Genomic DNA, 26,869 nt, shown 5'->3' with positions numbered 1-26,869 from the left:
AAATCGGCGGTGCGCGACAAGAGGCAGTCTGCAACAGCGGAGGCCCTTGAAATCATTATTTCTTTGTAATGTTTAGTTTTGTTTCACGGCTGTTTCACGGGGCGCGCGCCCCCCGCGGTTTTGGTCGATCCCCGCGTGTTTACGCGCCAAACCCGGTCCCGTTCTTCCTACGGCACAAGTCTTTCGCCGCCCGCCCCCGCTTGACGCCCACCCCCTTTCCGCGCGACCTGCTCAACATACAACGGCAGCGCAGAGGAAGCGTGGGGATGGCTAAGAGCACCTTGTCGGCGGACCTTCGTTCGGGCGCGCTCGTCTATCACCGCCTTCCCAAGCCCGGTAAGCTCGAGATCCAGGCGACCAAGCCGCTCGGCAACCAGCGCGACCTGGCGCTGGCCTATTCGCCCGGCGTCGCTGCCGCCTGCGAGGCGATCGTCGAGGATCCCGGCCAGGCGGCCGAGCTGACCTCGCGCCAGAACCTCGTCGCCGTCATCACCAACGGCACCGCCGTGCTCGGCCTTGGCGACATCGGCCCGCTCGCCTCCAAGCCGGTGATGGAAGGCAAGGCCGTCCTGTTCAAGAAGTTCGCCGGCATCGACTGCTTCGACATCGAGGTCGAGCAGAAGGACATCGACAAGTTCGTCGAGGTCGTCGCCGCGCTGGAGCCGACCTTCGGCGGCATCAACCTCGAGGACATCAAGGGCCCCGAGTGCTTCGAGATTGAGGAGAAACTCAAGGCCCGGATGAACATCCCGGTCTTCCATGACGACCAGCATGGCACGGCCATCATCGTCGGCGCCGCCGTGCTGAATGGGCTCGACCTCGCGGCCAAGAAGATCAGCGACGTCAAGATCGTCGTCTCCGGCGCGGGCGCTGCCGCGCTCGCCTGCCTCAACCTCCTGGTTGAGCTCGGCGCCAGCAGGAAGAACATCTGGGTCACCGATCTCGACGGCGTGGTCTACAAGGGCCGCAACACGCTGATGGACCGCTGGAAGGAGGTCTATGCCCAGGAAACAGAAGCGCGCACGCTCGCCGAGGTGATCGGCGGCGCGGATGTCTTCCTCGGCCTCTCGGCCGCCGGCGTGCTCAAGCCCGAGATGGCCAAGGAGATGGCGCAAAAGCCGCTGATCCTGGCGCTCGCCAATCCCAACCCCGAGATCACGCCCGAGGATGCCCTCGCCGTCCGCCCCGACGCGATGATCTGCACCGGCCGCTCGGACTATCCGAACCAGGTCAACAACGTCCTCTGCTTCCCCTACATCTTCCGCGGCGCGCTCGACGTGCAGGCGACGACGATCAACGAGCCGATGAAGCTCGCTGCCGTGCGCGCCATCGCAGCGCTCGCCCGCGAGGCGACCTCGGACGTGGCGGCGCGCGCCTATGGCGGCGAGGCCTCGACCTTCGGCGCGACCTCGCTGATCCCGAACCCGTTCGATCCGCGCCTGATCCTGCGCATCGCACCGGCGGTGGCAGAGGCGGCGATGACGACCGGCGTCGCCAAGAAGCCGCTGATCGACCTGGAGGCCTATCGCGAGGACCTATCGCGCTTCGTCTTCCGCTCCGGCTTCCTGATGAAGCCGCTCTTCGCCAAGGCCAAGGCCGATCCGAAGCGGGTGATCTATGCCGAAGGCGAGGACGAGCGCGTCCTGCGCGCCGCCCAGATCGCGATCGAGGAAGGCATGGCGATCCCGATCCTGATCGGCCGCCCCTCGGTGATCGAGACCCGCGTCAAGCGCTTCGGCCTGACGATCCGCCCCGGCATCGATTGCGAGCTGATCAACCCGGAGGACGATCCGCGCTATCGCGACTACGTCCAGACCTATCTCGACATCGCCGGCCGACGCGGCATCACGCCCGAGGCGGCCCGCTCGCTGGTGCGCACCAACAACACGGTGATCGCGGCGCTCGCCGTGGCGCGCGGCGAGGCCGATGCGATGATCACCGGCCTGGAAGGGCGCTTCCTCTCGCGGTTGCGCCATATCCGCGACATCATCGGGCTCGAACCCGGCGTCTGCGACATTGCGGCGATGACGCTGATCATCACCAACAAGGGCGCCTTCTTCCTGGCCGACACCCATGTGAAGTACGATCCCACTGCCGAAGAGATCGCCGACATGACGATCCTCGCCGCAGGCCATGTCGAGCGCTTCGGCATCACCCCGAAGATCGCCCTGGTCTCGCATTCGGATTTCGGCGCGGCCGACACGCCGAGCTCGATCAAGATGCGCAAGGCGGTCAAGCTGATCCAGGAGCGCGCGCCGGAGCTGGAATGCGACGGCGAGATGGAGGCCGACACCGCCCTCGTCGCGGCGATTCGCGACCGGGTGCTGCCGTCCTCGAAGCTGAAGGGCGTCGCCAACGTCCTGATCTTCCCCAATCTCGACGCCGCCAACATCGCCTACCAGTTCGCCAAGGTGCTGGGGGATGCGCTGCCGGTCGGGCCGATCCTGATCGGCGCCGCCAAGCCGGTGCACATCCTCACCGGCAATGTGACGGCGCGCGGCGTCGTCAACATGACCGCGGTCGCGGTTGCCGAGGCGCAAGGGCGGTCAGCCTCCGGCTGACCTTGCGGGAGGCTCTGTTGAGGTCGTTTCTGAGCCAGCTTTCGAAAGCGGGCCAGTGACTTAAGCTCAGCGGTTGATACCGCCTTTTCGCTCTTGGCGGGCGGCGCACGATAGGCTCATACTTCGTTTCAGGAGCGGGAAAGGGGCCCGTGCGAAACGTTCGGAGAGCGCTCATGCGTGAGATCCATCGTCAGTCCGGAATCCGGCGCGCCATCCGGCCGCTCGCGCTGGCGAGCGGCCTTTTTCTTGCGATTGCCTGTGCCGGCGCCGCCATGGCGCAGGTCGTGTTCCATCGCGGCAATGATGGCGACCCCGAAACACTCGATTCCCACAAGACCTCGACGGTGAGCGAGGCGCATCTGCTGCGCGACCTCTCCGAGGGCCTGGTGATCCACCATATCAACGGCGAGGTCGTCCCCGGCGTCGCCGAAAGCTGGACGATGGCGCCGGACGGCAAGAGCTACACCTTCAAGCTGCGCGCCAACGCCAAATGGTCGAATGGCGATCCGGTCACGGCTGGTGACTTCGTCTTCTCGTTCCGGCGCATGGTCAATCCGGAGACCGGGGCGAAATACGCCAACATCCTCTATCCCGTCCGCAATGCCGAGAAGATCAACAAGGCGAGCGAAGGCACCAAGCTCGAAGACCTTGGCGTCAAGGCGATCGATGAGCGCACGCTCGAGATCGCGCTGGAACGGCCGACGCCCTATTTCCTGGAGTTGCTGACGCACCAGACCGGACTACCGGTCCATCCGGCTTCCGTGCAGAAATTCGGCAAGGACTTCGTTAAGCCGGAGAACTGGGTCTCGAACGGCGCCTACACGCTGAAGGAGTTCGTGCCGAACTCGCATATCCGGCTGGAGAAGAACAAGAACTTCCACGACGCCGCCAACGTCAAGATCGACACCGTCATCTACTATCCGACGCCCGACTTCTCCGCCGCGGCGCGCCGTTTCCAGGCCGGCGAGCTGCAGATGACCTCGGACATTCCGGCCGATCAGGTCCAGCAATTGCGCGAGAAGCTCGGCAAGGAGCAGGTCAGGATCTCGCCCTATCTCGGCACCTATTTCCTGATCATCAACACCGCCAAGAAGCCGTTCGACGACATCAGGGTGCGCCGCGCGCTCTCGCTGGTGATCGACCGCGAGTTCATCGCCGAGGAGATCTGGGGCGGCACCATGCTGCCGGCCTATGGCGTGATCCCGCCGAACATCGGCAATTACGGCGAGCGCGCCGAAGCCGACTTCAAGGGAACCTCGCCGCTCGATCGCGAGGACGAGGCGAAGAAGCTGCTCGCCGCGGCGGGCTTTGGGCCGGGCATGCCGCTCAGGGTCCAGCTGCGCTACAACACCACCGACAACAATCGCCGGACCGTCATCGCGATCGCCGAGCAGTGGAAGGCGATCGGCGTCGAGACCAGCTTCATCAACACCGACGGCAAGACGCATTTTGCCCTGCTGCGCGACGGCGGCGATTTCGACATCGCCCGCTATGGCTGGATCGGCGATTATTCCGACCCGCAGAACTTCCTGTTCCTGTTCCAGAGCGACAATACCGGCTTCAACTCCGGCAAGTACAACAACCCGAAATTCGATGCGCTGATGAAGCAGGGTGCCGAGGAGATCGACATCGCCAAGCGCGCTGCGATCCTGCGCGAGGCGGACGCGATCCTCGCCGCCGACGTGCCCTGGATACCGGTGCTCTACTATTCCTCGAAGAACCTGGTCTCGCCGAAGGTGCAGGGATTCCAGCAGAATTTGCGCGGCGCGCTGCCGACGCGGTTCATGAGCCTGAAGCCATAGCAGACAGCGGCCCCTGGTCGATCCGGCCAGGGGCCTGAAACAAGCCCGTGCTCACCTACATCCTGCGCCGTCTTGCCGCCGCGATCCCGACCCTGTTCGTGATCGTGACGATCTCGTTCTTCCTGATGCGCGTCGCACCGGGCGGGCCGTTCGATCTCGAACAGCCGCTGGAAGCTAAGGTGATGGAGAACCTGCGGCGCATCTACAAGCTCGACCAGCCACTGTTCCAGCAATACCTGATCTATCTCGCAGCCCTGCTGCGCGGCGATTTCGGCCCGTCCTTCTATTTCCGCGACTTCTCGATCGCCGAATTGTTCGCGCAGGGCCTGCCGGTCTCGATGCGGCTGGGTGCCTGCGCGCTACTGCTCGCGCTCGCGATCGGCGGACCGCTCGGCGCACTCGCGGCCTTTCGCCAGAACGGCGCGGCCGACCATGCCGTGATCGGCTTCGCCACCGCCGGCATCACCATCCCGAACTTCGTCGTCGCTCCGGTGCTGCAGATCGTCTTCGGCCTGAGCCTGGCCTGGTTGCCGGTCGGCGGCTGGAATGGCGGCGCCTTCCGTAACACCGTGCTGCCGATCGTGACGCTCGCTTTGCCCCAGATCGCCGTGATCGCCCGGATGACGCGCGCGGCGATGATCGAGACGCTACGCGCCAACCATATCCGCACGCTCCGAGCCCAGGGCCTCTCGACCACGACGATCGCGCTGCATGCAGCGCGCGGCGCGGCGCTGCCAGTCGTCTCCTATCTCGGACCGGCAGCGGCGAGCCTGCTCACCGGTTCGGTCGTGGTCGAGACGATCTTCGCCATTCCCGGCATCGGGCGCTATTTCGTCGAAGGCGCGCTCAACCGCGACTACACGCTGGTGATGGGCACGGTCGTGGTCGTCGCGATCTTCGTGCTGCTCTTCAACCTCGTGGTCGACGTGCTCTACGCGCTGCTCGACCCGCGCGTCAGGCTGGAGTGAGCGATGAGCGACGCTGCCGCCTGTCCCACTCCACCAATCGGTCGCTCGCTCTGGCAGGACGCTCGCATCCGCCTGCTGCGCAACCGCGCCGCGGTGGCGAGCCTGATCGTGCTGGCGCTGATGATGCTGGCCTGCATCGTCGGCCCGCTGCTGACCGGACACCCTTACGACAAGGTCTATCAGGATTATGTCCGCGTTCCGGCAAGCTTGTCCTCCTACCCGAAGGCCGAGGCCCTGCCCGGCGCGGTGCAGCGCATCGCGTCTCGCATCAGGGCGACGCCCAGCGAGGTCGTGGCGCAAGGCGATCGCGTCAAACTGGTGCTGACCGCGCAGCGGCCGATCGACCAGCGCCTGCTGGTCTATTTCGATCGCTCAGACCAGTTCGGTACGCCCTTCATCACCACCAACGAGCAGGAGGGCCGCCGGCTGACGCTCGAGGTCCCGATCAAGCGCCAGTACTTCCTGTTCGGCACCGACTCCAATGGCCGCGACCTACTCACCCGCACCCTGATCGCCGGCCGGGTCTCGCTCGCCATCGGCCTGCTCGCCACCGGCGTCGCTCTGGTGATCGGCGTCGCCTATGGCGCGACGGCCGGCTATCTCGGCGGGCGCATCGACATGGTGATGATGCGCATCGTCGACGTGCTCTATTCCCTGCCCTTCATCTTTTTCGTCATCCTGCTCGTCGTCTTCTTCGGCCGGAACTTCATCCTGATGTTCCTCGCCGTCGGCGCGATCGAATGGCTCGACATGGCCCGCATCGTCCGCGGCCAGGCGCTCTCGATCAGGCGGCAAGACTATGTGCTGGCGGCCGAGGCACTCGGCGTCTCGACGGGCGGCATCCTGAAGCGCCATGTCATCCCCAACACGCTCGGGCCGGTGATCGTCTATGTCACCCTCCTGGTGCCGAAGGTGATCCTGCTGGAGAGCTTCCTGTCTTTCCTCGGCCTCGGCGTGCAGGAACCGATGACGAGCTGGGGCGTGCTGATCTCCGACGGCGCCCGCGCCATCCAGGCGACGCCGTGGATGCTGGTCTTCCCGGCAGCCTTCCTGGTGACGACGCTGTTTTCGCTCAACTTCCTCGGCGACGGCCTGCGCGATGCGCTCGACCCGAGGGATCGCTGAGATGAAGCGCAATCTCGCTCCTCAGCGATGGCCGACAAGGGCACGGGAGCCCTCTCCCCTTGTGGGGGAGGGTTGGGAGGGGGGTATCGCACCCGCAGTCCTCTCCGCGCTAGGCTGGACCTATGTCGAGGGTGGCACACCCCCCTCTCCAACTCTCCCCCACAAGGGGGGAGAGGGCGCGTCGACGCCGACCACTGCAAGCTGGAAGCGGTTATGACCGCCGACCCCATCCTCGCCATACGCGACCTCAAGGTCCGCTTCCGCACCAATGACGGCCCGTGCGAGGCGGTGCGCGGTATTGACCTTGATGTCGGCCCCGGCGAGTTCGTCGCGGTGGTTGGTGAATCCGGCTCCGGCAAGAGCCAGAGCGTGATGGCGGCGATGGGCCTCCTCGCCAGCAATGGTGAGGTTTCTGGCGCGATTCGCTATCGCGAGGTCGATCTTCTCAAGCTGCCGCCCGCGGTGCTGAACAGCTATCGCGGCCGGAAGCTCGCGATGATCTTCCAGGAGCCGATGACCTCGCTCGATCCGCTCTTCCGGATCGGCACGCAGATGGCGGCCCCCCTGCGCAAGCATCAGGGCCTGTCGCGCAAGGCGGCGCGGGCGCGGGCGCTGGAACTGCTGAAGCTGGTGCGCATCCCGCATCCGGAGCGCCGGCTCGATTCCTATCCACACGAACTCTCCGGCGGGCAGCGCCAGCGCGTGATGATCGCGATGGCGCTCGCCAACGACCCCGACATCCTGATCGCCGACGAGCCGACAACGGCGCTCGACGTCACCATCGAAGCGGAAATCCTGGCGCTGATCGCCGAGCTTCGGCAGCGGCTCGGCATGGCGGTGATCCTGATCAGCCACGATCTCGGCCTCGTCCGCAAATATGCCGAACGCGTCTATGTGATGAAGGCCGGCGACGTCGTCGAGAGCGGCCCAGCGCAGGCGATCTTCGAGGCACCGCAGCACCCCTACACCAGGGCGCTGCTCGCCGCCGAGCCGCATGGCCACAAGGCGCCGCCACCGCCGGATGCGCCCGTCCTGCTCGAAGCCCGCGACCTGCGCGTTTCCTTCGACCTGTCGCGCGGCTTCCTGAAGCGCGAGACGGTGACGTTGCACGCCGTCGACGGCGTCGACTTGACCGTCAGGCGCGGCCAAACAATCGGCATCGTCGGCGAATCCGGTTCGGGCAAATCGACGCTAGGGCGCGCCTTGCTCAAGCTGCTGCCCTCCTCCGGGATCGTCCGCTTCGAGGATCGGGCGCTGGCTCCGCTCGACCGTGCCGCGATGCGCCCCTTGCGTCGCAGCCTGCAGGTCGTGTTCCAGGATCCGTTCGGCTCGCTTTCGCCGCGCCTCACCGTCGGCGAAATCATCACCGAGGGCCTGCTGGTGCACGAGCCAGCTCTGTCGCGTCCCGAGCGCGAGCGGCGAGCAGCGGCGGCGCTGACCGAGGTTTGCCTCGACCCGGCGCTACGCAACCGCTATCCGCACGAGTTCTCGGGCGGCCAGCGCCAGCGCATCGCCATCGCCCGCGCCATGATCCTGCATCCCGCGCTGGTGGTGCTGGACGAGCCGACCTCGGCGCTCGACCGCACCGTGCAAAAGAGCATCGTCGCCCTGCTCAAGGAGCTGCAGGCGACGCACGACCTCTCCTATCTCTTCATCAGCCACGACCTAGCGGTCGTGCGCGCCATGGCCGACGAGATCATGGTGATGAAGGACGGCAGAGTGGTCGAGCGCGGGCCGACAGAAGCAATCTTCGAGGCACCTCAGCAGGGCTACACCCAGCGCCTGATCGCGGCGGCGCTGAAGTGCTGAAACGAAAAACGCCGCCTCGCTGGAGCGAAGCGGCGCCCTATCGGTGTCCGGCCAGGGGAGGCCACCGACACCGGCTAGCTCAAGCCGTCAGTTCTCGACATAGCTGATCTTGCCGTCCGTCCCCTTCTTCCAGGTGTAGACGGTGTAGTCGAGATTGGTGCGGTCGCCCTTCTTGTCATAGGACATGTCGCCGAGCACGGTCTTGAACGTCATGCCCGAATGCATCGCGGCGGCGATCTTCTTCGGATCGAGCGATTTCGCCTGCTCGGCCGCCTGCTTCATGATCTGGACCGCGGCATAGGAGTAGAGCGTGTAGGCCTCGGGATTGATGCCCTTGGCCTCGAAGCGTTTGACCACCTCGGCCGCCGCGGAACGCTTGCGCGGATCGGGCGGGAAGGTCATCAGGGTACCTTCGGTGCCCGGGCCGCCGATCACGGCGTATTCGTCGGAGGTGATGCCGTCAGCGCCCATCGCCACCGTCGTCAGGCCCTGGTCGCGCATCTGGCGGACGATCAGGCCGAGCTCGGTGTGCAGCCCACCCCAATAGAGCAGGTCGGCCTTGGCCGCCTTGATCTTCGAGACCAGTGCCGAGAAGTCCTTTTCGCCGGTGTTCACGCCTTCATAGAGCACTTCCTTGATGCCGGCGGCATGCAGGCCCTTGCGGGTCTCGTCGGCAAGGCCCTGGCCATAGGTCGTCTTGTCATGGACGACGACCACGACCTTGCCTTTGAAGGTCTTGGCGATGTGGCCGGAGGCGACGACGCCCTGCTGGTCGTCGCGGCCGCAGGTGCGGAACACGTTCCAGAGGCCGCGCTCGGTGATCTTCGGATTGGTCGCCGACGGGCTGATCATCAGCATGCCGTTCTCGGCATATACCTCCGAGGCCGGCATGGTGACGCCGGAGTTGAAGTGGCCGACGACGAGCTTGACGCCGTCACCGACGAATTTGTTGGCGACTGAGACGCCCTGCTTGGGATCGCCGACATCGTCCCCGCTCGAAAGCACGATCGTCTGGCCGAGGATGCCACCGGCCGCATTGATGTCGGCCACCGCCTGCTCGACCCCGTTCTTCAATTGCGCGCCGAAGGCGGCGCTTGCGCCGGTCATCGGGCCGGCGACGCCGAGCTTGACCTGCGCCAGCGCCGCGCCTTGCGACATCGCGAATGCGCCTGCGGCGAGCATCGCGATCAGATTGGTCCTCATATCCGTTCTCCTCCACGGTCCGAGCCGTGGCCGGACGCTACGTCGCTTGCATTAACCTGTAAATCTGAGATAGCTGGTTACATGATGATCGATCGTACAGGCGGCCCGAGCCGGGCCGGATCGTTGCCGCTCGTTGCCAGCGAACTCGCCTTCGACTTCACCAACACCACCTCGGATCGCGGCGGGCCGAACGAGCTCGAGCATCTGCGGGAGGGGCGCGACGTCGTGATCTGGGCGCGGCATGCCAAGGTGATCAGCGACAGCGACCGGGACGTAGCACTTGCTGCGGTCGAGGCGGACGCCGGACTGGCGGCTCGCCTGCTTGGCGAGGCACTCGACCTGCGCGACACGATCTACCGGATCGGTACCACCCTCTCTCGCCGCCAGTCGCCGAGCGAAGAGGATCGGGTTCAACTCGCCGCCATCCACGCGCATTGCCTCGCCTGCGCGAAGCTCTCGCCCTTCGGCGACGGCTTCGTCTGGCGCTGGGATTCGAGCCAGACGCTGAGCGAGGCGATCCGTGGGCCGATCGCACTGTCGGCACTGACCGTGCTGACCCAGCAGAACCTCGCCCGCATCAAGCAATGCGAGGGTGACCATTGCGGCTGGCTGTTCTTCGACACCACCAAGAACCGGCTGCGGCGCTGGTGCGAGATGGCGGTCTGCGGCAACCGTGCCAAGGTCCGCGCCTTCCGCGACCGTCATTTCGAGGCGAAGACGGCCAGCTAGCTTCGCCTTGCATCCGACGCCGGTCGGCAAGCCAGCATGATATCTCGCTTCATGCGGCACGCTCGGCTAGGAAGGTCCGTCCTTCCCGCATGAGACCCTCCCCATGAGCCGCACCGTCTACGTCAATGGCGCCTATCTTCCCGAGGAAGAGGCGACGATCTCGATCTTCGACCGCGGCTTCATCTTCGGTGACGGCATCTACGAGGTCTCGGCCGTGCTTGGTGGCAAGCTGGTCGACTGCGACGCGCACCTGGCGCGGCTGGAGCGCTCGGCTGGCGAGATCGGGCTCGAGCTGCCCTGCTCGCGCGCCGAGCTCATCGCGATCCATCAGGAGCTGATCGCCCGCAACAACCTCGACGAAGGCAGCATCTATCTGCAGGTCTCGCGCGGCGCCGCCGATCGTGACTTTCCCTTCCCCAAGGGCGTGAAGGCGTCCCTGGTCCTGTTCACCCAGGCGCGCCAGTTCGCCAATACGCCGCTGGCCAAGACCGGCATCAAGGTCGTCAGCACGCCCGACCTGCGCTGGGCGCGCCGCGACATCAAGAGCGTCAACCTGCTCGCTCCCGTGCTGGCCAAGCAGTTCGCCGCCGAGAACGGCGCGCATGAGGCCTGGATGATCGAGGACGGCGTCGTCACCGAAGGCGCCTCGTCGACCGCCTGGATCGTCAAGGGCAAGACGCTGATCTCGCGCCCGCTCTCGCACAAGGTGCTGCCCGGCATCACCCGCACGGCCGTGCTCGCCTTCCTGGCTGAGAGCGGCTTCTCCTTCGAGGAGCGCGAGTTCACGCTGGAGGAGGCGCTCGATGCCGAGGAAGCCTTCATCACCTCGGCCACCAGCCTGGTCATGCCGGTAACCACGATCGACGGCCACAGCATCCACAACGGCGCACCTGGCCCGGCGACGATCCGTCTGCGCGAGATCTACCTGGACCATGCCCGCAAGGGCGGCGTGCTGGGCTGAACGCGCGTCATGCTCGGGCTTGACCCGAGCATCTCAGGACAAGAATGCGCCCTATCCTGCGAGAGATTCTCGGGTCGCTGCTACGCGGCGCCCGAGAATGACGGCAGCTCCGCCCGCTCTCCCGCGACATAGGTCGCAACGACATTGCGCTCGTCACCGAGCGTGACCAGCACGAAGAGTTCTTCCGACAGATCGCGCACCGTCTCCAGCCGGTGCGCCATCACCCGCGTCGCGGCGGGATCGAGCACGACGACATCGGCCTCGCGCCCTGGCTCGAACGAGCCGATCAGCTGGTCGAGGCCGAGCGCCGCCGCATTGCCGAGTGTGATCGCGTGCAGCGCCTCGAAGGCCGAGAGCGACTGGCCCTGCAACTGCAGGATCTTGTAGGCCTCGGCCATGGTGCGCAGCATCGAGTAGGAGGTGCCGCCGCCGATATCGGTGGCGACCGCGACCTTGACGCCCTCATGCCGAGCTCGCTGCCAATCGAACAGGCCGGAGCCGAGGAAGAGGTTAGAGGTTGGGCAGAAGACCGCAACCGCGCCATGCTGGCCGAAGGCGCGCCATTCGCGCTTGGTCATGTGGATGCAGTGGCCCAGCAGGCTCTTATGGCCCAGCAGCCCGTAATCCTCGTAGATGCCGGCATAGTCGGCGGCGGCGGGGTAGAGTTCCCTGGCGAAGGCGATCTCGGCCCGGTTCTCGTTGATATGGGTCTGGACGAAGCAGTCGGGATGCTCCTCGACCAGCCGCTGCGACGCCACCATCTGTTCCGGCGTCGAGGTCACGGCGAAGCGCGGCGTGATCGCATAGAGCTGGCGGCCCTTGCCGTGCCAGCGCTCGATCAGCGCCTTGCTGTCGGCATAGCCGCTCTCGGCCGTATCGGTCAGCGCCGGCGGAGCGTTGCGGTCCATCATCACCTTGCCGGCGATCATGCGGGTGTTGCGCCGGTGCGATTCGGTGAAGAAGGCTTCGGCGGATTGCTTGTGTACGGAGCAGTAGACCGCCGCGGTGGTGGTGCCGCTCGCCAAGAGTTCATCGAGCAGGAAGGCGGAAAGCTTCTCGGCATGGCCTTGCTGCGCCAGCTTCTGCTCCTCGACGAAGGTGTATTTGTTCAGCCACTCCATCAGTTGCGCGCCATAGGAGGCGATCACTTGCGTCTGTGGCATATGGAGATGGGCGTCGATGAAGCCCGGCATAAGCAGATGCGGACGATGATCGGCGATGGCGGCGCCGGCCGGCAGCGTCGGCAGCAGATCCCTCGCCTCGCCGGCAGCCTTGATCAGGCCGTTCTCGATGACGAGCAACCCGTCCTCGACATAGCGATGCGCTGCCTCGCCGACCGCGTGCGGATCACCGACGAACCAGAGAAGCCGGCCGCGCAGGGCCGATACCGCACCGTCTTTGCTCAAGGCTCGCCGCTCCGGCTCAAATCGCGATCATATCTGCACCAAATCAAAGCTTCCGGCCAAGCCGGGAACGTGCCTAATCTTGGGGCATGAATCCGATTTGCGAGCGGCAAGACCGCCATGCGTGAGAGCGTGCGTTTCCTGCTCGGCGACGAGTTGGTCGAGATCGCTACCTGCGATCCGACCCACACGGTGCTCGACTGGCTCAGGCTCGACCGGCGCCGTACCGGCAGCAAGGAAGGCTGCGCCGAGGGCGATTGCGGCGCCTGCACCATCGTCGTCGGCAGGCTCGAGGGCGGCCGGCTGCGCTATGAGGCTATCAACGCCTGCATCCGCTTCCTGCCGACGCTGGACGGCTGCCATGTCCTGACCGTCGAGCATCTGAAGGGTCCGGACGGCGCGCTCCACCCAGTGCAGCAAGCGATGGTCGATTGCCATGGCTCGCAATGCGGCTTCTGCACGCCCGGCTTCGTGATGTCGCTGCTGGCGCTCTGGCTGAACGAGCGGGCGCCCTCGGTGCAGCGCATCGAGGATGCTCTTGCCGGCAATCTCTGCCGCTGCACCGGCTATGAGCCGATCATCGCGGCGGCGCAGCGCATGGATGCTGCCGAGCGTGAGCAGGACCGTTTCGTCGCAGGGATTCCCGCGACCATCGCCCGGCTGAAGGCGCTCGCTGATGGCGAGACGATCTCGATCGGCGACGGCGAGCGCCAGTTCTATGCCCCCGCCACCGTTGCCGCGCTCGCCGACCTCGTCAGCGCCCATCCGCAGGCGACGCTCGTGGCTGGCGCCACCGATGTCGGCCTCTGGGTTACCAAGGGCATGCGCCGGCTCGATCCGGTGATTTATCTCGGCCGGGTCGACGCGTTGCGCATGATCTCCGACGAAGACGACCATCTGCGCCTCGGTGCCATGGCCAACCAGATCGCGGTGCGCGAGGCATTGGCGACCATCTCGCCGCAGATCGACGAGATGATGCGCCGCTTCGGCGGCGAGCAGGTCCGCAATGCCGGTACGATCGGCGGCAACATCGCCAATGGCTCGCCGATCGGCGACCTGCCGCCGGCGCTGATCGCGCTCGGGGCGACTCTCGTGCTGCGCAAGGGCGCGGAACGCCGCGAACTGCCGCTCGAAGCCTTCTTCCTCGACTACCGCAACCAGGACCGGCAACCCGGCGAGTTCGTCGAAACGGTGCAGGTGCCGAAGCTGCCGAAAGGCGCGCTCTTCCACATCTCCAAGATTTCGAAGCGCTTCGACGAGGACATCTCGGCAGTCTGCGGGGCTTTCTATCTGACGTTGGACGAAGCCGGCCGTGTCAGTGAGGCGCGGCTCGCCTATGGCGGCATGGCCGGCATCCCGAAGCGGGCGAAGGCGGCTGAAGCCGCCGTGCTCGGCCGCTCCTGGGACGAAGCCGCGGTCGCCGCAGCTATCGCCGCGCTGGCTGAGGATTTCACGCCGCTGACCGACATGCGGGCCTCGGCCGCATACCGGCGGAAGGTCGCCGGCAACCTGTTGCGACGCTTCCTGATCGAGACGACGACGCCTCAGACTTCGACCCGGGTCGCCGGCCTGCTGGCGGAGGCCGCCTATGGCTGACGCGCGCAAACGGCTCGACGCCATGGCGACGCTACCGATCGTCGGCTCGCCGCTGAAGCATGATTCCGCCGAGAAGCACGTCGCCGGCGAAGCCCTCTATGTCGACGACATCGCCGAACCCGCCGGCCTCGCCCATGCCTGCCTCGGCCTCTCGACCATCGCGCATGGCCGACTGCTGTCGCTAGACCTATCGGCGGTTGAGGCCGCGCCGGGCGTGCTCGCGGTCCTCACCACAACCGACATTCCCGGCGCGAACGACATCTCCTCGACGCACAAGCATGACGAGCCGGTCTTCGCGACGAGCGATATCCTGCATCACGGCCAGCCGCTCTTCGCCGTCGTCGCCGGGACGCGCGAGCAGGCCCGCCACGCCGCGCTGCTGGCCAAGGCGACCTATGACGAGGCGCCTCCCCTGCTCGACGTCGCCGCCGCCCGCGCTGCCGGCTCCGAGCTCGTCACCGAACCGCTCAAGCTCGAGCGTGGTGATCTCGCCCAGGCCCTCGCCGCAAGCCCGCGCCGGCTGAAAGGCTCGATGGCGATCGGCGGGCAGGATCATTTCTACCTGGAAAGCCAGATCTCGCTCGCCATCCCCGGCGAGGACCAGGACATGCTGGTGCTGTGCTCGACGCAGCATCCGAGCGAGGTCCAGCACATGGTCGCGCAGGTGCTCGGCGTCGGCGCGCATGCGGTGACGATCGAGGTCCGGCGCATGGGCGGCGGCTTCGGCGGCAAGGAGACGCAGGCCAATCTCTTCGCCTGCGTCGCCGCGCTCGCCGCCCGCAGGCTGAAGCGGCCGGTGAAGCTGCGGCCCGACCGCGACGACGACATGGTCATCACCGGCAAGCGCCACGATTTCGTCGTCGACTACGAGATCGGTTTCGACGATGACGGCCGCATCCATGCGGTCGACGCGATCTATGCCGCGCGCTGCGGCTGGAACGCCGACCTCTCCGGCCCGGTGACCGACCGCGCCCTCTTCCACATGGACAATTGCTATTTCTACCCGGCGGTGCGGGCCCGCTCGGAGCCGCTGCGCACCCATACGGTCTCGAACACCGCCTTCCGCGGCTTTGGCGGGCCGCAAGGCATGGTCGGAGCTGAGCGCTTCATCGAGGAGGTCGCCTACGCCACCGGGCTCGACCCGCTGGAGGTGAGGAAGCGCAATCTCTATGGCGGCGAAGGTCGGGAGATCACGCCCTATCACCAGCCGGTCGAGGACATGATCGCCGCCGAGGTGATCGACGACCTCGAACATTCCTGCGACTACCGCGCCCGGCAGGAAGCGATCCGCGCCTTCAACCGGCAGAGCCCGGTGATCAAGCGCGGCATCGCGCTGACGCCGGTCAAGTTCGGGATCTCCTTCACCGCGACCTGGTACAATCAAGCCGGCGCACTGGTGCATGTCTACACGGACGGTACGGTGGCGCTGAACCATGGCGGCACCGAAATGGGCCAGGGGCTCTACCAGAAGGTGGCGCAGGTGGTGGCGCAGGCCTTCGGCATCGGGCTCGGCGACATCAAGATCACGGCGACGACGACCGGCAAGGTGCCGAACACCTCAGCGACCGCAGCCTCCTCCGGCTCCGACCTCAACGGCATGGCGGCGCTCGACGCCTGCGAGACGATCAAGCAGCGGCTCACCGCTTTCGCCTGCAAGCACTGGCAGGAGAAGCCGGAGGCAATCGCCTTCCTGCCCGGCAGGGTGCAGGTCGGCGCACGCGAGATCGGTTTCGTCGAGCTGGTCAAGGCAGCCTATATGGCCCGCGTCCAGCTCTCGGCCACCGGCTTCTACGCGACGCCAAAGATCCATTGGGACCGCAAGGCAGGCAAAGGCCACCCGTTCTACTATTTCGCCTATGGTGCCGCCGCAGCCGAGGTCGCGATCGACACACTGACCGGCGAATACAAGGTCGAGCGCGTCGACATCTTGCATGACTGCGGCAACTCGCTGAACCCAGCGATCGACAAGGGCCAGATCGAAGGCGGCTTCATTCAGGGCATGGGCTGGCTGACCACCGAGGAGCTGGTCTGGGACGAGAAGGGGCGCCTCAAGACGCACGCGCCCTCGACCTACAAGATTCCAGTCGCCTCCGATCGACCGCGCATCTTCAACGTCGCGCTGCTGGAAAAGGCGCCCAATCGCGAGCACACCATCCATCGCTCCAAGGCCGTGGGTGAGCCGCCGCTGATGCTGGCGATCAGCGTGCTGCACGCGCTCTCCGATGCGGTCGCCAGCGTCGGCGACCACCGCTTCTGCCCGCAGCTCGACGCGCCGGCGACGCCGGAGCGGGTGCTCGACGCGGTCGAGCGGGTGCGAGCGCTGGCGGAGGACGGGCAATGACCCCCGCCGACTTCCTCGCCGCGAACCTGAAGGAAGGCGCCGTCATCGTGCGCATCGCGGAGGCCCAGGGCTCGACGCCGCGCGAGGCAGGCGCGATGATGATCGTCAGCGCCCGCGGCAGCGCCGGCACCATCGGCGGCGGCCAGCTCGAATTCCATTGCATCGACCTCGCCCGTATCCTTCTCGACAGCGGTGGGCCGCAGCAGCTGATCGACATCCCGCTTGGTCCGCAAATGGGTCAGTGCTGCGGTGGGCGCGTCCGGGTCGCAATGGAACGGGCGACGCCGGCACATCTCGAGGCGCTGAAGCAGAGCGAGGCGAAAGCAGCTGCCGAACGACCTCAGGTGCTGATCTTCGGCGCCGGCCATACCGGCAAGGCGCTGGCACGAAGCCTCGCTTTGCTGCCGGTCGCCGTGACCCTGATCGACGATCGGCCCGGCCAGTTCGACGATGTGCCGGCAACCGTCGCCTGTCTGCAGCTCGACGATCCCGAGACGGCACTCGCGAGCGCCCGGCCCGGCTCGGCCTTCGTCGTCCTGACCCATAGCCACGCGCTCGATTATCGCCTGGCCGAAGCGGCGCTGCTGCGCGGCGATGCCGCTTATGTCGGCATGATCGGCTCCGCCACGAAGCGTGCCCGCTTCGTGGCGAGCTTCCGCCGCCGCCATCCCGGTAATAAGGCACCGATGCAGCTCACCTGCCCGATCGGTGGATCGGATGTGCATGACAAGCGTCCGGAGGTGATCGCCGCCTTGACGAGTGCCGAGCTGGTGCGCTGCTTGCTTGGCGAGACAGCCACGAGACGCGCGAGGACACGGAACCGCCATGACGCAGCCGCCTGACCAGACGGCACCTTCGCGCCTGGCGCTCGCCCATGTCTCGAAGAGCTTTCCGGGCGTGAAGGCCAATCAGGACATCAGCCTCAGCGTCCGCCCCGGCGAGATCCATGCCCTGCTCGGCGAGAACGGCGCCGGCAAGTCGACCCTGGTCAAGATCATCTACGGCGTGCAGCGCGCCGACGAGGGGCAGATCAGCTTCGACGGCAGGCCGGTCGAGATCGCCTCGCCCAAGGCGGCGCGCAAGCTCGGCATCGGCATGGTCTTCCAGCATTTCTCGCTGTTCGACGGCATGACCGTGCTGGAGAACATCGCGCTTGGCCTCGACGAGACGGTTCCCGCCGAGGAGCTGAAGACGCGGATCAAAGCGATCCTCGACAGCTATTCGCTGCCGCTCGATCCCGATCGCGCGGTGCACACGCTCTCGGTCGGCGAGCGCCAGCGCATCGAGATCGTGCGCTGCCTGCTGCAGAAGCCGAAGCTGCTGATCATGGACGAGCCGACCTCGGTGCTGACACCGCAGGAGGTCGAGCGCCTGTTCGAGACGCTGCGCCAGATCGCCAGCGAGGGCTGCTCGATCCTCTACATCAGCCACAAATTGCACGAGATCAAAGCGCTCTGCGAGGCCGCGACGATCCTGCGGGCCGGCCGGGTCGTCGCAGCCTGCGACCCGCGTACCGAGACAACGCAGCACATGGCCGAATTGATGATCGGCGCCGAGCTGAAACACCTCCAGCGACCAGCCGCCAATAAGCAGGGCGCGGCGCGGCTCAGCATCGAGCGCCTGGATATGCCGGGCGAACCGCCCTTCGGCACCAGCCTGAAAGGCATTTCCTTCTCCGCCCAGGCTGGCGAGATCCTCGGCATCGCCGGCGTCGCCGGCAACGGCCAGGCCGAATTGCTGATGGCGCTCTCGGGCGAACACCTCGCTGGGCGCGCCGATGCGATCAAGCTCGACGGCCGGCCGATCGGCCTTGCCGATGCCGGAGTCCGCCGTGCCGCCGGCCTCGCCTGCGTGCCCGAGGAGCGCAATGGCCACGCCGCAGTCCCGGATTTTTCGTTGGCCGAGAACGTCGTCCTGACAGCGCGCCATCGCCTGCCGCTCGCGCCCTCCGGGCTGATCCGCCAGGGGCCGGTCGAACGCTATGCCGGCGAGGTCATCGCCCGTTTCGACGTTCGCACCACCGGCTCGGCGGCACTCGCTGGCTCGCTCTCCGGCGGCAACCTGCAAAAATTCATCATGGGCCGCGAGATTGGGCAGAAACCCGACGTATTGGTGGTGGCGCAACCGACCTGGGGCGTCGATGCCGGCGCCGCAGCGGCGATCCGGCAGGCCCTGGTCGATCTTGCCGCGCAGGGCTCGGCGATCGTGGTGATCTCGCAGGATCTCGACGAATTGCTCGAACTCTCCGACCGGCTCTGCGTGATCAATGAAGGTCGGCTGTCGCCGGCGCGACCCGTCGCGGGCTTAAAGCTCGAAGAGATCGGCCTGCTTATGGGCGGCATCCACGGCGAGAGCCATGACGCGGAGCCGGCGCATGCTTGAATGGCGGCGCAGGCGCGAGCCCAGCAAGGCGATGCTGTACCTCAGCCCGCTGATCGCGATCGGGCTCACCATGCTGACCGGCATGCTGGTCTTCGGCGCGATCGGCTATGACGGCCTGCGCGCGGTCACGGCGATCTTCGTCACGCCGCTGATCGAGCCGCAGCGCTGGGCCGATCTCGGCGTCAAAGCGGCGCCTTTGATCATGATCGCGCTCGGCCTCGCCATCGGCTTTCGCGCCAATGTCTGGAACATCGGCGCTGAGGGGCAATACGTCATGGGCGCGATCGCCGGCACCGGCGTCGCATTGCTGACCCATGACATGACGGGCTGGTGGATCTTGCCGGCGATGGCAATTGCCGGCGTTGCCGGCGGCGCGGCCTATGCGGCACTCCCCGCCCTGCTCAAGATCCGCCTGCAGGTCAGCGAAATCCTGACCAGCCTGATGCTGACCTATGTCGCGGTGCAGTTCCTGTATTACCTCGTGCGTGGCCCGTGGAAGGATCCCGACGGCTTCAATTTCCCGCAGACCAAGATGTTCAGCGCCAGCCAGACGCTGCCGGCGGTCGCGGAAGGTTCGCTCGTCCATTTCGGCGTGCCGCTCGCCATCCTGCTTGCACTGATCGCCTGGTTCGTCATGAGCAAGACCATCGCCGGCTACGCGGTGCGCGTCGTCGGGCGCGCGCCGGCGGCTGCCCGCCATGGCGGCTTCGACGCCAGCCGCGTGACCTGGGCGGCGCTGCTCGCCGGCGGCGGCCTCGCTGGCCTCGCCGGCCTGTTCGAGGCGGCCGGGCCATTCGGCCAGCTCACCCCGCAATTCCCGGTCGGCTACGGCTTCACCGCGATCATCGTCGCCTTCCTCGGTCGGCTCTCGCCACCCGGCATCGTCTTCGGCGCGCTGGTGCTGGCGGTGACCTATGTCGGCGGCGAGATCGCCCAGAGCACGGTGCGCCTGCCCTCGGCTGCGACCGGCATGTTCCAGGCGCTGCTGCTGTTCTTCCTGCTCGCGACCGATGTGCTGGTGCGCTACCGGCTCGCCTGGAAGACGCGGCCGGCGAAGGTGGCGTCATGACCGCCGCCATCCTCGTCTCGATCTTCATGACGCTCGCCGCCGCGGCGACGCCGATCCTGCTCGCAGCTCTGGGCGAACTCATCACCGAGAAGGCCGGCGTCCTCAATCTCGGCGTCGAAGGCATGATGCTCTGCGGTGCGGTCGCCGGTTTCGCGGTCGCCTATTCCACCGGCAGCGTCCCGCTCGGGCTCCTGGCCGCGACATTGGCCGGTGTCGCGGCGGCAATGATCTTCGCACTGCTGACACTCGGGCTCGGCTCCAACCAGGTCGCGACCGGCCTTGCCCTGACGATCTTCGGCATCGGCGCCTCCTCGCTGATCGGCGCCGGCTTCGTCGGGCGCACGATCACGCGGCTCGGCCCGCTCTTCCCGGCCGACTATGCCGCCCATCCCTGGCTGCGCCTCGTGTTCGGGCATGACGCGATCGTCTATCTCTCGCTCGCGCTCGTCCTCGCCGTCAGCCTGTTCCTGCGCCGGACCAAGGCCGGGCTGACCCTGCGCGCCGTCGGCGAGAACGCCGACTCGGCCCATGCCATCGGCTATCGCGTGTTGGCGATCCGCACCGCAGCGACCGCCTTCGGTGGCGCGCTCGCGGGCTTAGGCGGCGCTTATTTCTCGCTGGCGCTGACACCGATGTGGGCCGACAGGCTGACCGCCGGCCGCGGCTGGATCGCGCTTGCCCTCGTCGTCTTCGCCGCCTGGAAGCCGGGACGGCTGCTCGCCGGCGCTTATCTCTTCGGCGCGGTCGCGACCTTCGAACTGCAGGCCAAGGCCGCCGGCTGGAGCTTCATCGCGCCGGAGGTTCTGGCGATGACCCCCTACCTTGCGACGATTGTGGTTCTGACCATGATGTCGCTAGGAGGACGCACCGGCGGACGCGACGCGCCCGCCTGCCTCGGCAAGCCTTTCCCGGCGTCGTGACGACGCCGCAACCGACAATGGGGAGCACCGTCATGTCGACCATCATCACCCGCCGCACGCTTCTTGCCGGCGCCGCTGCCAGCTCGGCCCTGCCGATCGTCGGCGCGCGCGCCCAGGCGCCGTTCGGCGTCGGCTTCATCTATGTCGGCCCGGTCGGCGACCATGGCTGGAGCTGGACGCATGACCAGGGCCGCAAGGCGCTGGAGAAGGAATACGGCAACAAGATCAAGACCAGCTTCATCGAGAACGTCGCCGAGGGCCCGGATGCGGTGCGCGCCATCCGCCAGCTCGCGCAGGCCGGCGATCAGCTGATCTTCACGACGTCCTTCGGCTTCATGAACCCGACGATCCAGGTCGCCAAGCAGTTCCCGAAGATCAAGTTCGAGCACGCCACCGGCTATCAGCGCGCCGAGAACGTCGCGACCTATAATGCCCGCTTCTATGAGGGCCGCGCCGTGATCGGCACCCTCGCCGGGCATATGTCGAAATCCGGCCAGGCCGGCTACATCGCCTCCTTCCCGATCCCGGAGGTGGTGATGGGCATCAACGCCTTCCATCTCGCAGCAAAGAAGGTGAACCCGAACTTCAAGACCAAGGTGATCTGGGCCTCGACCTGGTACGACCCGGCCAAGGAAGCCGACGCCGCCAAGGCGCTGATCGACCAGGGCTGCGACGTGATCAGCCAGCACACCGACAGCCCGGCGGCCCTGCAGGCGGCCGAGCAGCGCGGCGTCTTCGCCTTCGGCCAGGCCTCCGACATGAAGGCCTTTGCGCCGAAGGCCCAGCTTTCGGCGATCGTCGACGACTGGTCGGGCTACTACATCAAGCGCGTCAAGGAGGCGATGGACGGCAGCTGGAAGAGCGGCGACGTCTGGGGCGGCATCAAGGACGGCATGGTCAAGCTCGCGCCCTATAATGACGCCGTGACCCCGGCCGCCCGCGCCGCTGCTGACGAGCTCCAGAAGGGTATCGTCGCCGGCACGATCCACCCCTTCACCGGCGAGCTCAAGGACCAGAAGGGCACGCTGCGCCTCAAGGTCGGCGAGCCGGCTTCGGACGAGATGCTGTCGAAAATGGATTGGTACGTCGACGGCGTGCAGGCGTAAGCGAAGGACACGTCATGCTCGGGCTTGACCCGAGCATCTCAGGCCGGAGGAGGCGCCGATCAACGCCTTCTCGTCCGGAGATTCTCGGGTCTGCGCTTCGCTACGCCCGAGAATGACGCTCTCCGCACACGAACAAAAATTACCCGCAGGAACCCCCTTGCAGATATTTTAAGCTTGAAACAATATGGCTGCCGACACCGCATGGACAGGGATGGGGAACCCCGCCGGCGGTCGCATCTGGCACGTCCCGGGAGGACATCGGATATGACGCTCAAATTCACTCTGTCGCTTGGCGCCGGCGTGCTCGCGCTCGGGCTCTCCGCCGCCCAGGCGCAGGAGCCCCTGAAGATCGGCGTGGTCAGCGTGCTGACCGGGCCGGCGGCCGCACTCGGCCAGCAGGTCCGTGACGGCTTCCAGCTCGCGGTCGACCAGAATGGCGGCAAGCTCGGCGGCGTGCCGGTGCAGATCACCGTGATCGACGACGAACTCAAGCCCGACGTCGCGGTCGGCAAGGTCCGCAGCTACGTCGAGGGCGGCAAGGTCGACTTCGTGGTCGGCCCGGTGTTCTCGAACATCCTCGGCGCGATCGCCAAGCCGGTGCTGGACTCGGGCGCGATCCTGATCAGCCCGAATGCCGGCCCGTCCACCATGGCCGGCAAGGCCTGCCACCAGAACTTCTTCGTGACCTCGTATCAGAACGACCAGGTCCACGAGGTGCTCGGCAAGTACGCCCAGGACCAGAACTACAAGAAGGCCTACATCATCGCGCCGAACTACCAGGCCGGTAAGGACTCGCTCGCCGGCTTCAAGCGCTACTTCAAGGGCGAGGTCCTCGACGAGGTCTATGTCCCACTGAACGCGCTCGATTTCTCGGCCGAGCTCGCCAAGATCGCTTCGGCCAAGCCGGACGTGGTCTTCGCCTTCCTGCCCGGCGGCCTCGGCGTCAATTTCGTCAAGCAGTGGTCGCAGGCGGGCCTGACCGGCAAGGTGCCGTTCCTCTCGGCCTTCACGGTCGACGAGTCGACCCTGCCGGCGCAGCAGGACGCGGCGGTCGGCATGTTCGGCGGCATGACCTGGGCGCCCAACATGGACAATGCGCAGACGAAGAAGTTCGTCGCGGCCTATGAAGCCGCCTACAAGATCGTGCCCGGCTCCTATGCCCAGCAGGCCTTCGACGCGGCGCAATTGATCGACTCGGCGGTGAAGGCCGCCGGCGGCACAGCCGACAAGGACAAGCTGCGGGCAGCGATCAAGAAGGCCGACTTCACCTCGTTGCGCGGCAAGTTCAAGTTCAACACCAATGGCTACCCGATCCAGGACTTCTACCTGGTCAAGGTCGCCAAGCGGGCGGACGGCAAGTTCCAGACCGAGATCGCCCAGAAGGTGTTCGAGGACTACGCCGACCCGCATGCGAAGGATTGCACGCTGAAGTGACGCGAAGCGTCATCCTCGGGCGAAGCACAGCTTCGACCCGGGGATCTCCTTCCACGAGATGCTCGGGTCAAGCCCGAGCATGACGGGATAGCTTTGCCATGACCACCGGCCTCCTCATCGTCCAGATCCTGAACGGGCTGCAGTTCGGCATCCTGCTGTTCCTGGTGGCGGCAGGGCTGACGCTGGTCTTCGGCGTGATGGATTTCATCAACCTGGCCCATGGCGTGCAGTACATGCTCGGCGCCTATCTGGCCGTGACCTTCGTCGGACTGACCGGCTCCTTCGTGCTCGGCCTCGTGCTGGCGCTGGCAGCGGCTTTGGTCTTCGGCCTCGCGCTGGAATTCCTGGTCTTCCGCCATCTCTACGAGCGCGATCATCTCGACCAGGTTCTGGCGACCTTCGGGCTGATCCTCCTGCTCAACCAGGGCGTCAAGATGATCTGGGGCGCTGCGCCCCTCTCCGTGCCGCTGCCGGCATTCCTGACCGGCAATGTCGCGCTGATGGACGGCATCCTCTACCCGACCTACCGCTTCGCGCTGATCGGCTCAGGGCTCGCGGTCGGCGCCCTGCTCTGGTTCATCGTCGAGAAGACCCGCACCGGCATGCTGCTGCGCGCCGGCGCCTCCAATGCCCCGATGGTCTCGGCACTGGGCGTCGACATCCGCAAGCTGTTCATGATCGTCTTCGCCTTCGGCACGATGCTGGCGGGCTTTGCCGGCGCGATGGCGGCGCCGATCCTCTCGGTCGAGCCCGGCATGGGCGACACCGTGCTGATCCTCGCCTTCGTCGTCATCGTCATCGGCGGCATCGGCTCGATCCGCGGCGCCTTCGTCGCAGCGCTGATCGTCGGGCTGGTCGATACGCTCGGCCGCTCCTTCATGAACGACCTGCTCAGGCTGTTCATGAGCGCGCCCTCGGCGCGGGCGACCGGCGCGGCCCTCTCCTCGATGCTGATCTATCTCCTGATGGCGGTGGTGCTGTTCGTGCGGCCGGAAGGCCTGCTGCCGGCGCGAGGCCGGACATGAGCACCGCCACAACGACAGCCGAAGTCAGCAGCGTCGCGCCACCGCGCGAGCGCGCCAAGGTGCTGCTGCCAGCCATCCTGTTCCTGCTGCTCGCCCTGGCGCCGCTCGCTGTCTCTATCGGCATGCCGGCCGGCTGGCTCGCTCTGCTGACGCGGGCGCTGATCTTCGCCATCGCCGCGCTCTCGCTCGACCTCATCCTCGGCGTCGGCGGGCTCGTCTCCTTCGGCCACGCCGCTTTCCTCGGCATCGGCGCCTATGTCACCGGCATCATGATCACCGAGGGCAAGATCGAGGCGCTCGTGATCCTGCCGGTGATCCTCGCCGTCTGCGCCCTGTTCGGTGCGATCACCGGAGCGATCTGCCTGCGCACGCGCGGCGTCGCCTTCATCATGATCACCCTCGCCTTCGGCCAGATGGTCTATTTCCTGGCGCAGGCGCTTTCCGCCTATGGTGGCGATGACGGGCTGACGCTCTACGAGAAGAGCACTGTCCTCGGCTTCAACCCGTTCGCGAGCCGGACCTCGTTCTATTACAGCGTGCTGATCGCACTCGGCGCTGCCTATCTCCTGGTCCGCGGCCTCGTCGCCTCGCGCTTCGGCCGGGTGCTCAGGGCAGCGCGGGAAAATCCGACCAGGGCCAGCGTCACCGGCTTCGACGTCACCCGCGTGCGCCTCATCGCCTATGTGATCAGCGGCATGCTGGCGGGCCTGTCCGGCTTCTTCCTCGCCAATCACACCGAATTCGTCAGCCCGGCCTTCATGTCCTGGCAGCGCTCGGGCGAACTGATCTTCATGGCCGTGCTCGGCGGCGTCGGCTCGCTGCACGGCGCGATCATCGGCGCGATCGCCTATCTGATCGCCGAGGATGCCCTCTCGCACCTGACCGAGCACTGGCGCGTCATCTTCGGGCCGATGATCATCCTGTTCGTGCTGTTCACCCGCGGCGGCATCGTCGGGATGCTGCGCAAGCTGGGCGCGCGTCATGGCTGAGCCCGTCCTCGTCCTTGACGGTGTGCGCAAATGCTTCGGCGCGCTGAAGGTCACCGACGGCGTCAGCCTCGCCGTCGCGCCCGGCGAATTGCATGCGCTGATCGGCCCGAACGGCGCCGGCAAGACCACGCTGGTCCACCAGATTTCCGGCATGCTCCAGCCGGACGCCGGCACGATCCGCTTCCGCGGCCAGGACGTCACGGCCTTCAACGCCGAGAAGCGCGCCCGTCACGGCCTGGCGCGGACCTTCCAGATCACCTCGACCATCGCCTCGCTCTCGGCGCTGGAGAACGTCGCGCTCGGCGTGCAGGCCAAAGCGACGCGCCCGCTCTCCTTCTTCCGCAATGCCGCCAGCGACGAGCGCCTGAACCGCCCTGCCCGCGCCGCGCTCGACGCGGTCGGGCTCTCGGAGCGCGCCCATGTTCCCGCCGGCAGCCTGTCGCATGGCGAGAAGCGGGCGCTGGAGATCGCCATGGCGCTGGCGCTGGAGCCGGCGGCGATCCTGCTCGACGAGCCGCTCGCCGGCGTCGGCAAGGAAGAGGGCGAGCGCCTGATCGCCCTGCTCAAGAGCCTCAAAGGGCGCTACGCCATGCTGCTGGTCGAGCACGACATGGAGGCCGTGTTCGCGCTCGCCGACACTGTGACCGTGCTGGTCTATGGCCGCGTCATCGCCTCGGGCGATCCCTCTGTCGTTAGGGCCGACCCGGCCGTGCGTGAAGCCTATCTCGGCGAGGAGGGCTGAATGCTCACCGTCGAAAACCTCGATGCCGGCTATGGCGAGGCGCAGATCCTGTTCGGCGTCGATCTTGCGGTCGGCGCCGGCGAGGTCGTGACCCTGCTCGGCCGCAACGGCATGGGCAAGACCACGACGGTGCGCGCCATCATGGGGCTGATCCGGCCGCGCGCCGGCCGCGTCAGCTTCGGCGGCGTCGACCTCACCGGCAGTGCGCCGTTCCGGCTGGCGCAGGCTGGCATCGGCCTCGTGCCCGAGGGGCGGCAGGTCTTCCCGACGCTCTCGGTCGAGGAGAACCTGATCGCCACCGCCGCCAGCCGCTTCGGCCCGGCGCGCTGGACGCTGGAGCGCGTCTACGCCTTCCTGCCGCGGCTCAGGGAACGCAAGTCCAATCGCGGCAACCAGCTCTCCGGCGGCGAGCAGCAGATGCTGGCGATCGGCCGGGCGCTGATGACCAATCCCAAGCTCGTCATCCTCGACGAGGCGACCGAGGGGCTGGCGCCGATCATCCGGCAGGAGATCTGGTCCTGCCTGGCTGCGCTGAAGGCCGAGGGCGAGTCGATCCTGGTGATCGACAAGAACGTCGACGCGCTGGCGAAGATCGCCGACCGGCATGTCGTCCTGGAGAAGGGCCGTGTCGCCTGGCGCGGCAGCAGCGACGATCTGCGCAGCGACAGCGCGGTCAAGGACCGCTTCCTGCATCTTTGAAGGAG

21 protein-coding genes are annotated in these 26,869 nt (G+C 66.6%); 19 read left to right on the top strand and 2 right to left on the bottom strand.

What is annotated here, in order from left to right:
- The first annotated feature begins 266 nt into the window (after positions 1–266).
- The 5 genes from AC07O0_RS04475 (at position 267) to AC07O0_RS04455 (ending at position 8,265) form a co-directional block, all read left to right on the top strand.
- The gene (locus tag AC07O0_RS04475; protein ID WP_494620386.1) at positions 267–2,561 is read left to right on the top strand and encodes an NADP-dependent malic enzyme; all 2,295 of its coding nucleotides are present in this window, start codon (positions 267–269) and stop codon (positions 2,559–2,561) included.
- Between the two features lie 173 nt (positions 2,562–2,734).
- Positions 2,735–4,363, top strand: coding sequence for a peptide ABC transporter substrate-binding protein (locus AC07O0_RS04470; RefSeq protein WP_494620384.1), 1,629 nt, complete (start codon positions 2,735–2,737; stop codon positions 4,361–4,363).
- A 47-nt stretch (positions 4,364–4,410) separates the two neighbouring features.
- On the top strand, positions 4,411–5,331 hold the full coding sequence (locus tag AC07O0_RS04465) for an ABC transporter permease subunit (RefSeq protein ID WP_494620382.1): 921 nt from the start codon (positions 4,411–4,413) through the stop codon (positions 5,329–5,331).
- 3 nt (positions 5,332–5,334) lie between these two features.
- Positions 5,335–6,456, top strand: coding sequence for an ABC transporter permease subunit (locus tag AC07O0_RS04460; protein ID WP_494620380.1), 1,122 nt, complete (start codon positions 5,335–5,337; stop codon positions 6,454–6,456).
- Positions 6,457–6,669: 213 nt separating this feature from the next.
- Positions 6,670–8,265 (top strand): ABC transporter ATP-binding protein, encoded by a 1,596-nt coding sequence (locus tag AC07O0_RS04455; RefSeq protein ID WP_494620378.1) that lies wholly within the window; start codon positions 6,670–6,672, stop codon positions 8,263–8,265.
- 87 nt (positions 8,266–8,352) lie between these two features.
- Here the strand turns inward: AC07O0_RS04455 and AC07O0_RS04450 are convergent, their stop codons facing one another.
- Positions 8,353–9,468 (bottom strand): branched-chain amino acid ABC transporter substrate-binding protein, encoded by a 1,116-nt coding sequence (locus AC07O0_RS04450; RefSeq protein ID WP_494620376.1) that lies wholly within the window; start codon positions 9,466–9,468, stop codon positions 8,353–8,355.
- A gap of 84 nt (positions 9,469–9,552) precedes the next feature.
- Here AC07O0_RS04450 and AC07O0_RS04445 point away from each other — a divergent pair, with 84 nt between their 5' ends.
- Both AC07O0_RS04445 and AC07O0_RS04440 read left to right on the top strand, forming a co-directional pair.
- The gene (locus AC07O0_RS04445; RefSeq protein ID WP_494620375.1) at positions 9,553–10,197 is read left to right on the top strand and encodes a CGNR zinc finger domain-containing protein; all 645 of its coding nucleotides are present in this window, start codon (positions 9,553–9,555) and stop codon (positions 10,195–10,197) included.
- A gap of 103 nt (positions 10,198–10,300) precedes the next feature.
- Entirely contained in the window at positions 10,301–11,158 is an 858-nt protein-coding gene (locus tag AC07O0_RS04440) for a D-amino-acid transaminase (RefSeq protein WP_494620373.1), read from the top strand.
- Between the two features lie 80 nt (positions 11,159–11,238).
- On the opposite strand, the gene guaD is transcribed toward AC07O0_RS04440, so the two are convergent.
- Positions 11,239–12,564 (bottom strand): guanine deaminase, encoded by a 1,326-nt coding sequence (gene guaD, locus AC07O0_RS04435; protein WP_494620371.1) that lies wholly within the window; start codon positions 12,562–12,564, stop codon positions 11,239–11,241.
- A 117-nt stretch (positions 12,565–12,681) separates the two neighbouring features.
- Here guaD and xdhA point away from each other — a divergent pair, with 117 nt between their 5' ends.
- From xdhA to AC07O0_RS04375, 12 genes are all read left to right on the top strand, one after another.
- Positions 12,682–14,157 (top strand): xanthine dehydrogenase small subunit, encoded by a 1,476-nt coding sequence (gene xdhA, locus AC07O0_RS04430; RefSeq protein WP_494620370.1) that lies wholly within the window; start codon positions 12,682–12,684, stop codon positions 14,155–14,157.
- Positions 14,150–16,498, top strand: a complete 2,349-nt coding sequence (gene xdhB / locus AC07O0_RS04425; protein WP_494620369.1) for a xanthine dehydrogenase molybdopterin binding subunit — start codon at positions 14,150–14,152, stop codon at positions 16,496–16,498. Before xdhA ends, xdhB begins: the two co-directional genes overlap by 8 nt.
- Positions 16,495–17,340, top strand: a complete 846-nt coding sequence (xdhC, locus tag AC07O0_RS04420) for a xanthine dehydrogenase accessory protein XdhC (protein WP_494620368.1) — start codon at positions 16,495–16,497, stop codon at positions 17,338–17,340. The genes xdhB and xdhC overlap by 4 nt, the downstream gene beginning before the upstream one ends.
- Positions 17,324–18,880, top strand: coding sequence for an ABC transporter ATP-binding protein (locus AC07O0_RS04415; RefSeq protein WP_494620366.1), 1,557 nt, complete (start codon positions 17,324–17,326; stop codon positions 18,878–18,880). The genes xdhC and AC07O0_RS04415 overlap by 17 nt, the downstream gene beginning before the upstream one ends.
- Positions 18,873–19,949 carry an ABC transporter permease gene (locus AC07O0_RS04410; RefSeq protein ID WP_494620365.1) on the top strand — a complete coding sequence of 359 codons (1,077 nt, stop codon included), beginning with the start codon at positions 18,873–18,875 and terminating at the stop codon, positions 19,947–19,949. Before AC07O0_RS04415 ends, AC07O0_RS04410 begins: the two co-directional genes overlap by 8 nt.
- Entirely contained in the window at positions 19,946–20,869 is a 924-nt protein-coding gene (locus AC07O0_RS04405) for an ABC transporter permease (RefSeq protein ID WP_494620364.1), read from the top strand. The genes AC07O0_RS04410 and AC07O0_RS04405 overlap by 4 nt, the downstream gene beginning before the upstream one ends.
- Positions 20,870–20,901: 32 nt before the next feature.
- The gene (locus AC07O0_RS04400; RefSeq protein ID WP_494620363.1) at positions 20,902–21,975 is read left to right on the top strand and encodes a BMP family ABC transporter substrate-binding protein; all 1,074 of its coding nucleotides are present in this window, start codon (positions 20,902–20,904) and stop codon (positions 21,973–21,975) included.
- Positions 21,976–22,239: 264 nt separating this feature from the next.
- Positions 22,240–23,409 carry an ABC transporter substrate-binding protein gene (locus AC07O0_RS04395; protein ID WP_494620361.1) on the top strand — a complete coding sequence of 390 codons (1,170 nt, stop codon included), beginning with the start codon at positions 22,240–22,242 and terminating at the stop codon, positions 23,407–23,409.
- A 98-nt stretch (positions 23,410–23,507) separates the two neighbouring features.
- Entirely contained in the window at positions 23,508–24,434 is a 927-nt protein-coding gene (locus tag AC07O0_RS04390; RefSeq protein WP_137883263.1) for a branched-chain amino acid ABC transporter permease, read from the top strand.
- Entirely contained in the window at positions 24,431–25,423 is a 993-nt protein-coding gene (locus AC07O0_RS04385) for a branched-chain amino acid ABC transporter permease (protein WP_494620360.1), read from the top strand. The genes AC07O0_RS04390 and AC07O0_RS04385 overlap by 4 nt, the downstream gene beginning before the upstream one ends.
- A complete protein-coding gene (locus AC07O0_RS04380) occupies positions 25,416–26,165 on the top strand; it encodes an ABC transporter ATP-binding protein (RefSeq protein ID WP_494620359.1) in 750 nt (249 codons plus the stop codon). Before AC07O0_RS04385 ends, AC07O0_RS04380 begins: the two co-directional genes overlap by 8 nt.
- Positions 26,166–26,864, top strand: a complete 699-nt coding sequence (locus AC07O0_RS04375) for an ABC transporter ATP-binding protein (protein WP_494620357.1) — start codon at positions 26,166–26,168, stop codon at positions 26,862–26,864.
- Positions 26,865–26,869 lie beyond the last annotated feature (5 nt).

This window comes from Allobosea sp. GW821-FHT10B12 (assembly GCF_059415545.1).
This window is presented reverse-complemented; position numbering and strand designations above follow the sequence as displayed.

Excerpts from the sequence above, each read along its gene's own strand:
- AC07O0_RS04475 (WP_494620386.1), top strand. The coding sequence starts at position 267 with ATGGCTAAGAGCACCTTGTCGGCGGACCTTCGTTCGGGCGCGCTCGTC.
- AC07O0_RS04470 (WP_494620384.1), top strand. The coding sequence starts at position 2,735 with ATGCGTGAGATCCATCGTCAGTCCGGAATCCGGCGCGCCATCCGGCCG.
- AC07O0_RS04460 (WP_494620380.1), top strand. The coding sequence starts at position 5,335 with ATGAGCGACGCTGCCGCCTGTCCCACTCCACCAATCGGTCGCTCGCTC.
- AC07O0_RS04455 (WP_494620378.1), top strand. The coding sequence starts at position 6,670 with ATGACCGCCGACCCCATCCTCGCCATACGCGACCTCAAGGTCCGCTTC.
- AC07O0_RS04450 (WP_494620376.1), bottom strand. The coding sequence starts at position 9,468 with ATGAGGACCAATCTGATCGCGATGCTCGCCGCAGGCGCATTCGCGATG.
- AC07O0_RS04445 (WP_494620375.1), top strand. The coding sequence starts at position 9,553 with ATGATCGATCGTACAGGCGGCCCGAGCCGGGCCGGATCGTTGCCGCTC.
- AC07O0_RS04440 (WP_494620373.1), top strand. The coding sequence starts at position 10,301 with ATGAGCCGCACCGTCTACGTCAATGGCGCCTATCTTCCCGAGGAAGAG.
- xdhA (WP_494620370.1), top strand. The coding sequence starts at position 12,682 with ATGCGTGAGAGCGTGCGTTTCCTGCTCGGCGACGAGTTGGTCGAGATC.
- xdhB (WP_494620369.1), top strand. The coding sequence starts at position 14,150 with ATGGCTGACGCGCGCAAACGGCTCGACGCCATGGCGACGCTACCGATC.
- xdhC (WP_494620368.1), top strand. The coding sequence starts at position 16,495 with ATGACCCCCGCCGACTTCCTCGCCGCGAACCTGAAGGAAGGCGCCGTC.
- AC07O0_RS04415 (WP_494620366.1), top strand. The coding sequence starts at position 17,324 with ATGACGCAGCCGCCTGACCAGACGGCACCTTCGCGCCTGGCGCTCGCC.
- AC07O0_RS04410 (WP_494620365.1), top strand. The coding sequence starts at position 18,873 with ATGCTTGAATGGCGGCGCAGGCGCGAGCCCAGCAAGGCGATGCTGTAC.
- AC07O0_RS04405 (WP_494620364.1), top strand. The coding sequence starts at position 19,946 with ATGACCGCCGCCATCCTCGTCTCGATCTTCATGACGCTCGCCGCCGCG.
- AC07O0_RS04400 (WP_494620363.1), top strand. The coding sequence starts at position 20,902 with ATGTCGACCATCATCACCCGCCGCACGCTTCTTGCCGGCGCCGCTGCC.
- AC07O0_RS04395 (WP_494620361.1), top strand. The coding sequence starts at position 22,240 with ATGACGCTCAAATTCACTCTGTCGCTTGGCGCCGGCGTGCTCGCGCTC.
- AC07O0_RS04390 (WP_137883263.1), top strand. The coding sequence starts at position 23,508 with ATGACCACCGGCCTCCTCATCGTCCAGATCCTGAACGGGCTGCAGTTC.
- AC07O0_RS04385 (WP_494620360.1), top strand. The coding sequence starts at position 24,431 with ATGAGCACCGCCACAACGACAGCCGAAGTCAGCAGCGTCGCGCCACCG.
- AC07O0_RS04380 (WP_494620359.1), top strand. The coding sequence starts at position 25,416 with ATGGCTGAGCCCGTCCTCGTCCTTGACGGTGTGCGCAAATGCTTCGGC.
- AC07O0_RS04375 (WP_494620357.1), top strand. The coding sequence starts at position 26,166 with ATGCTCACCGTCGAAAACCTCGATGCCGGCTATGGCGAGGCGCAGATC.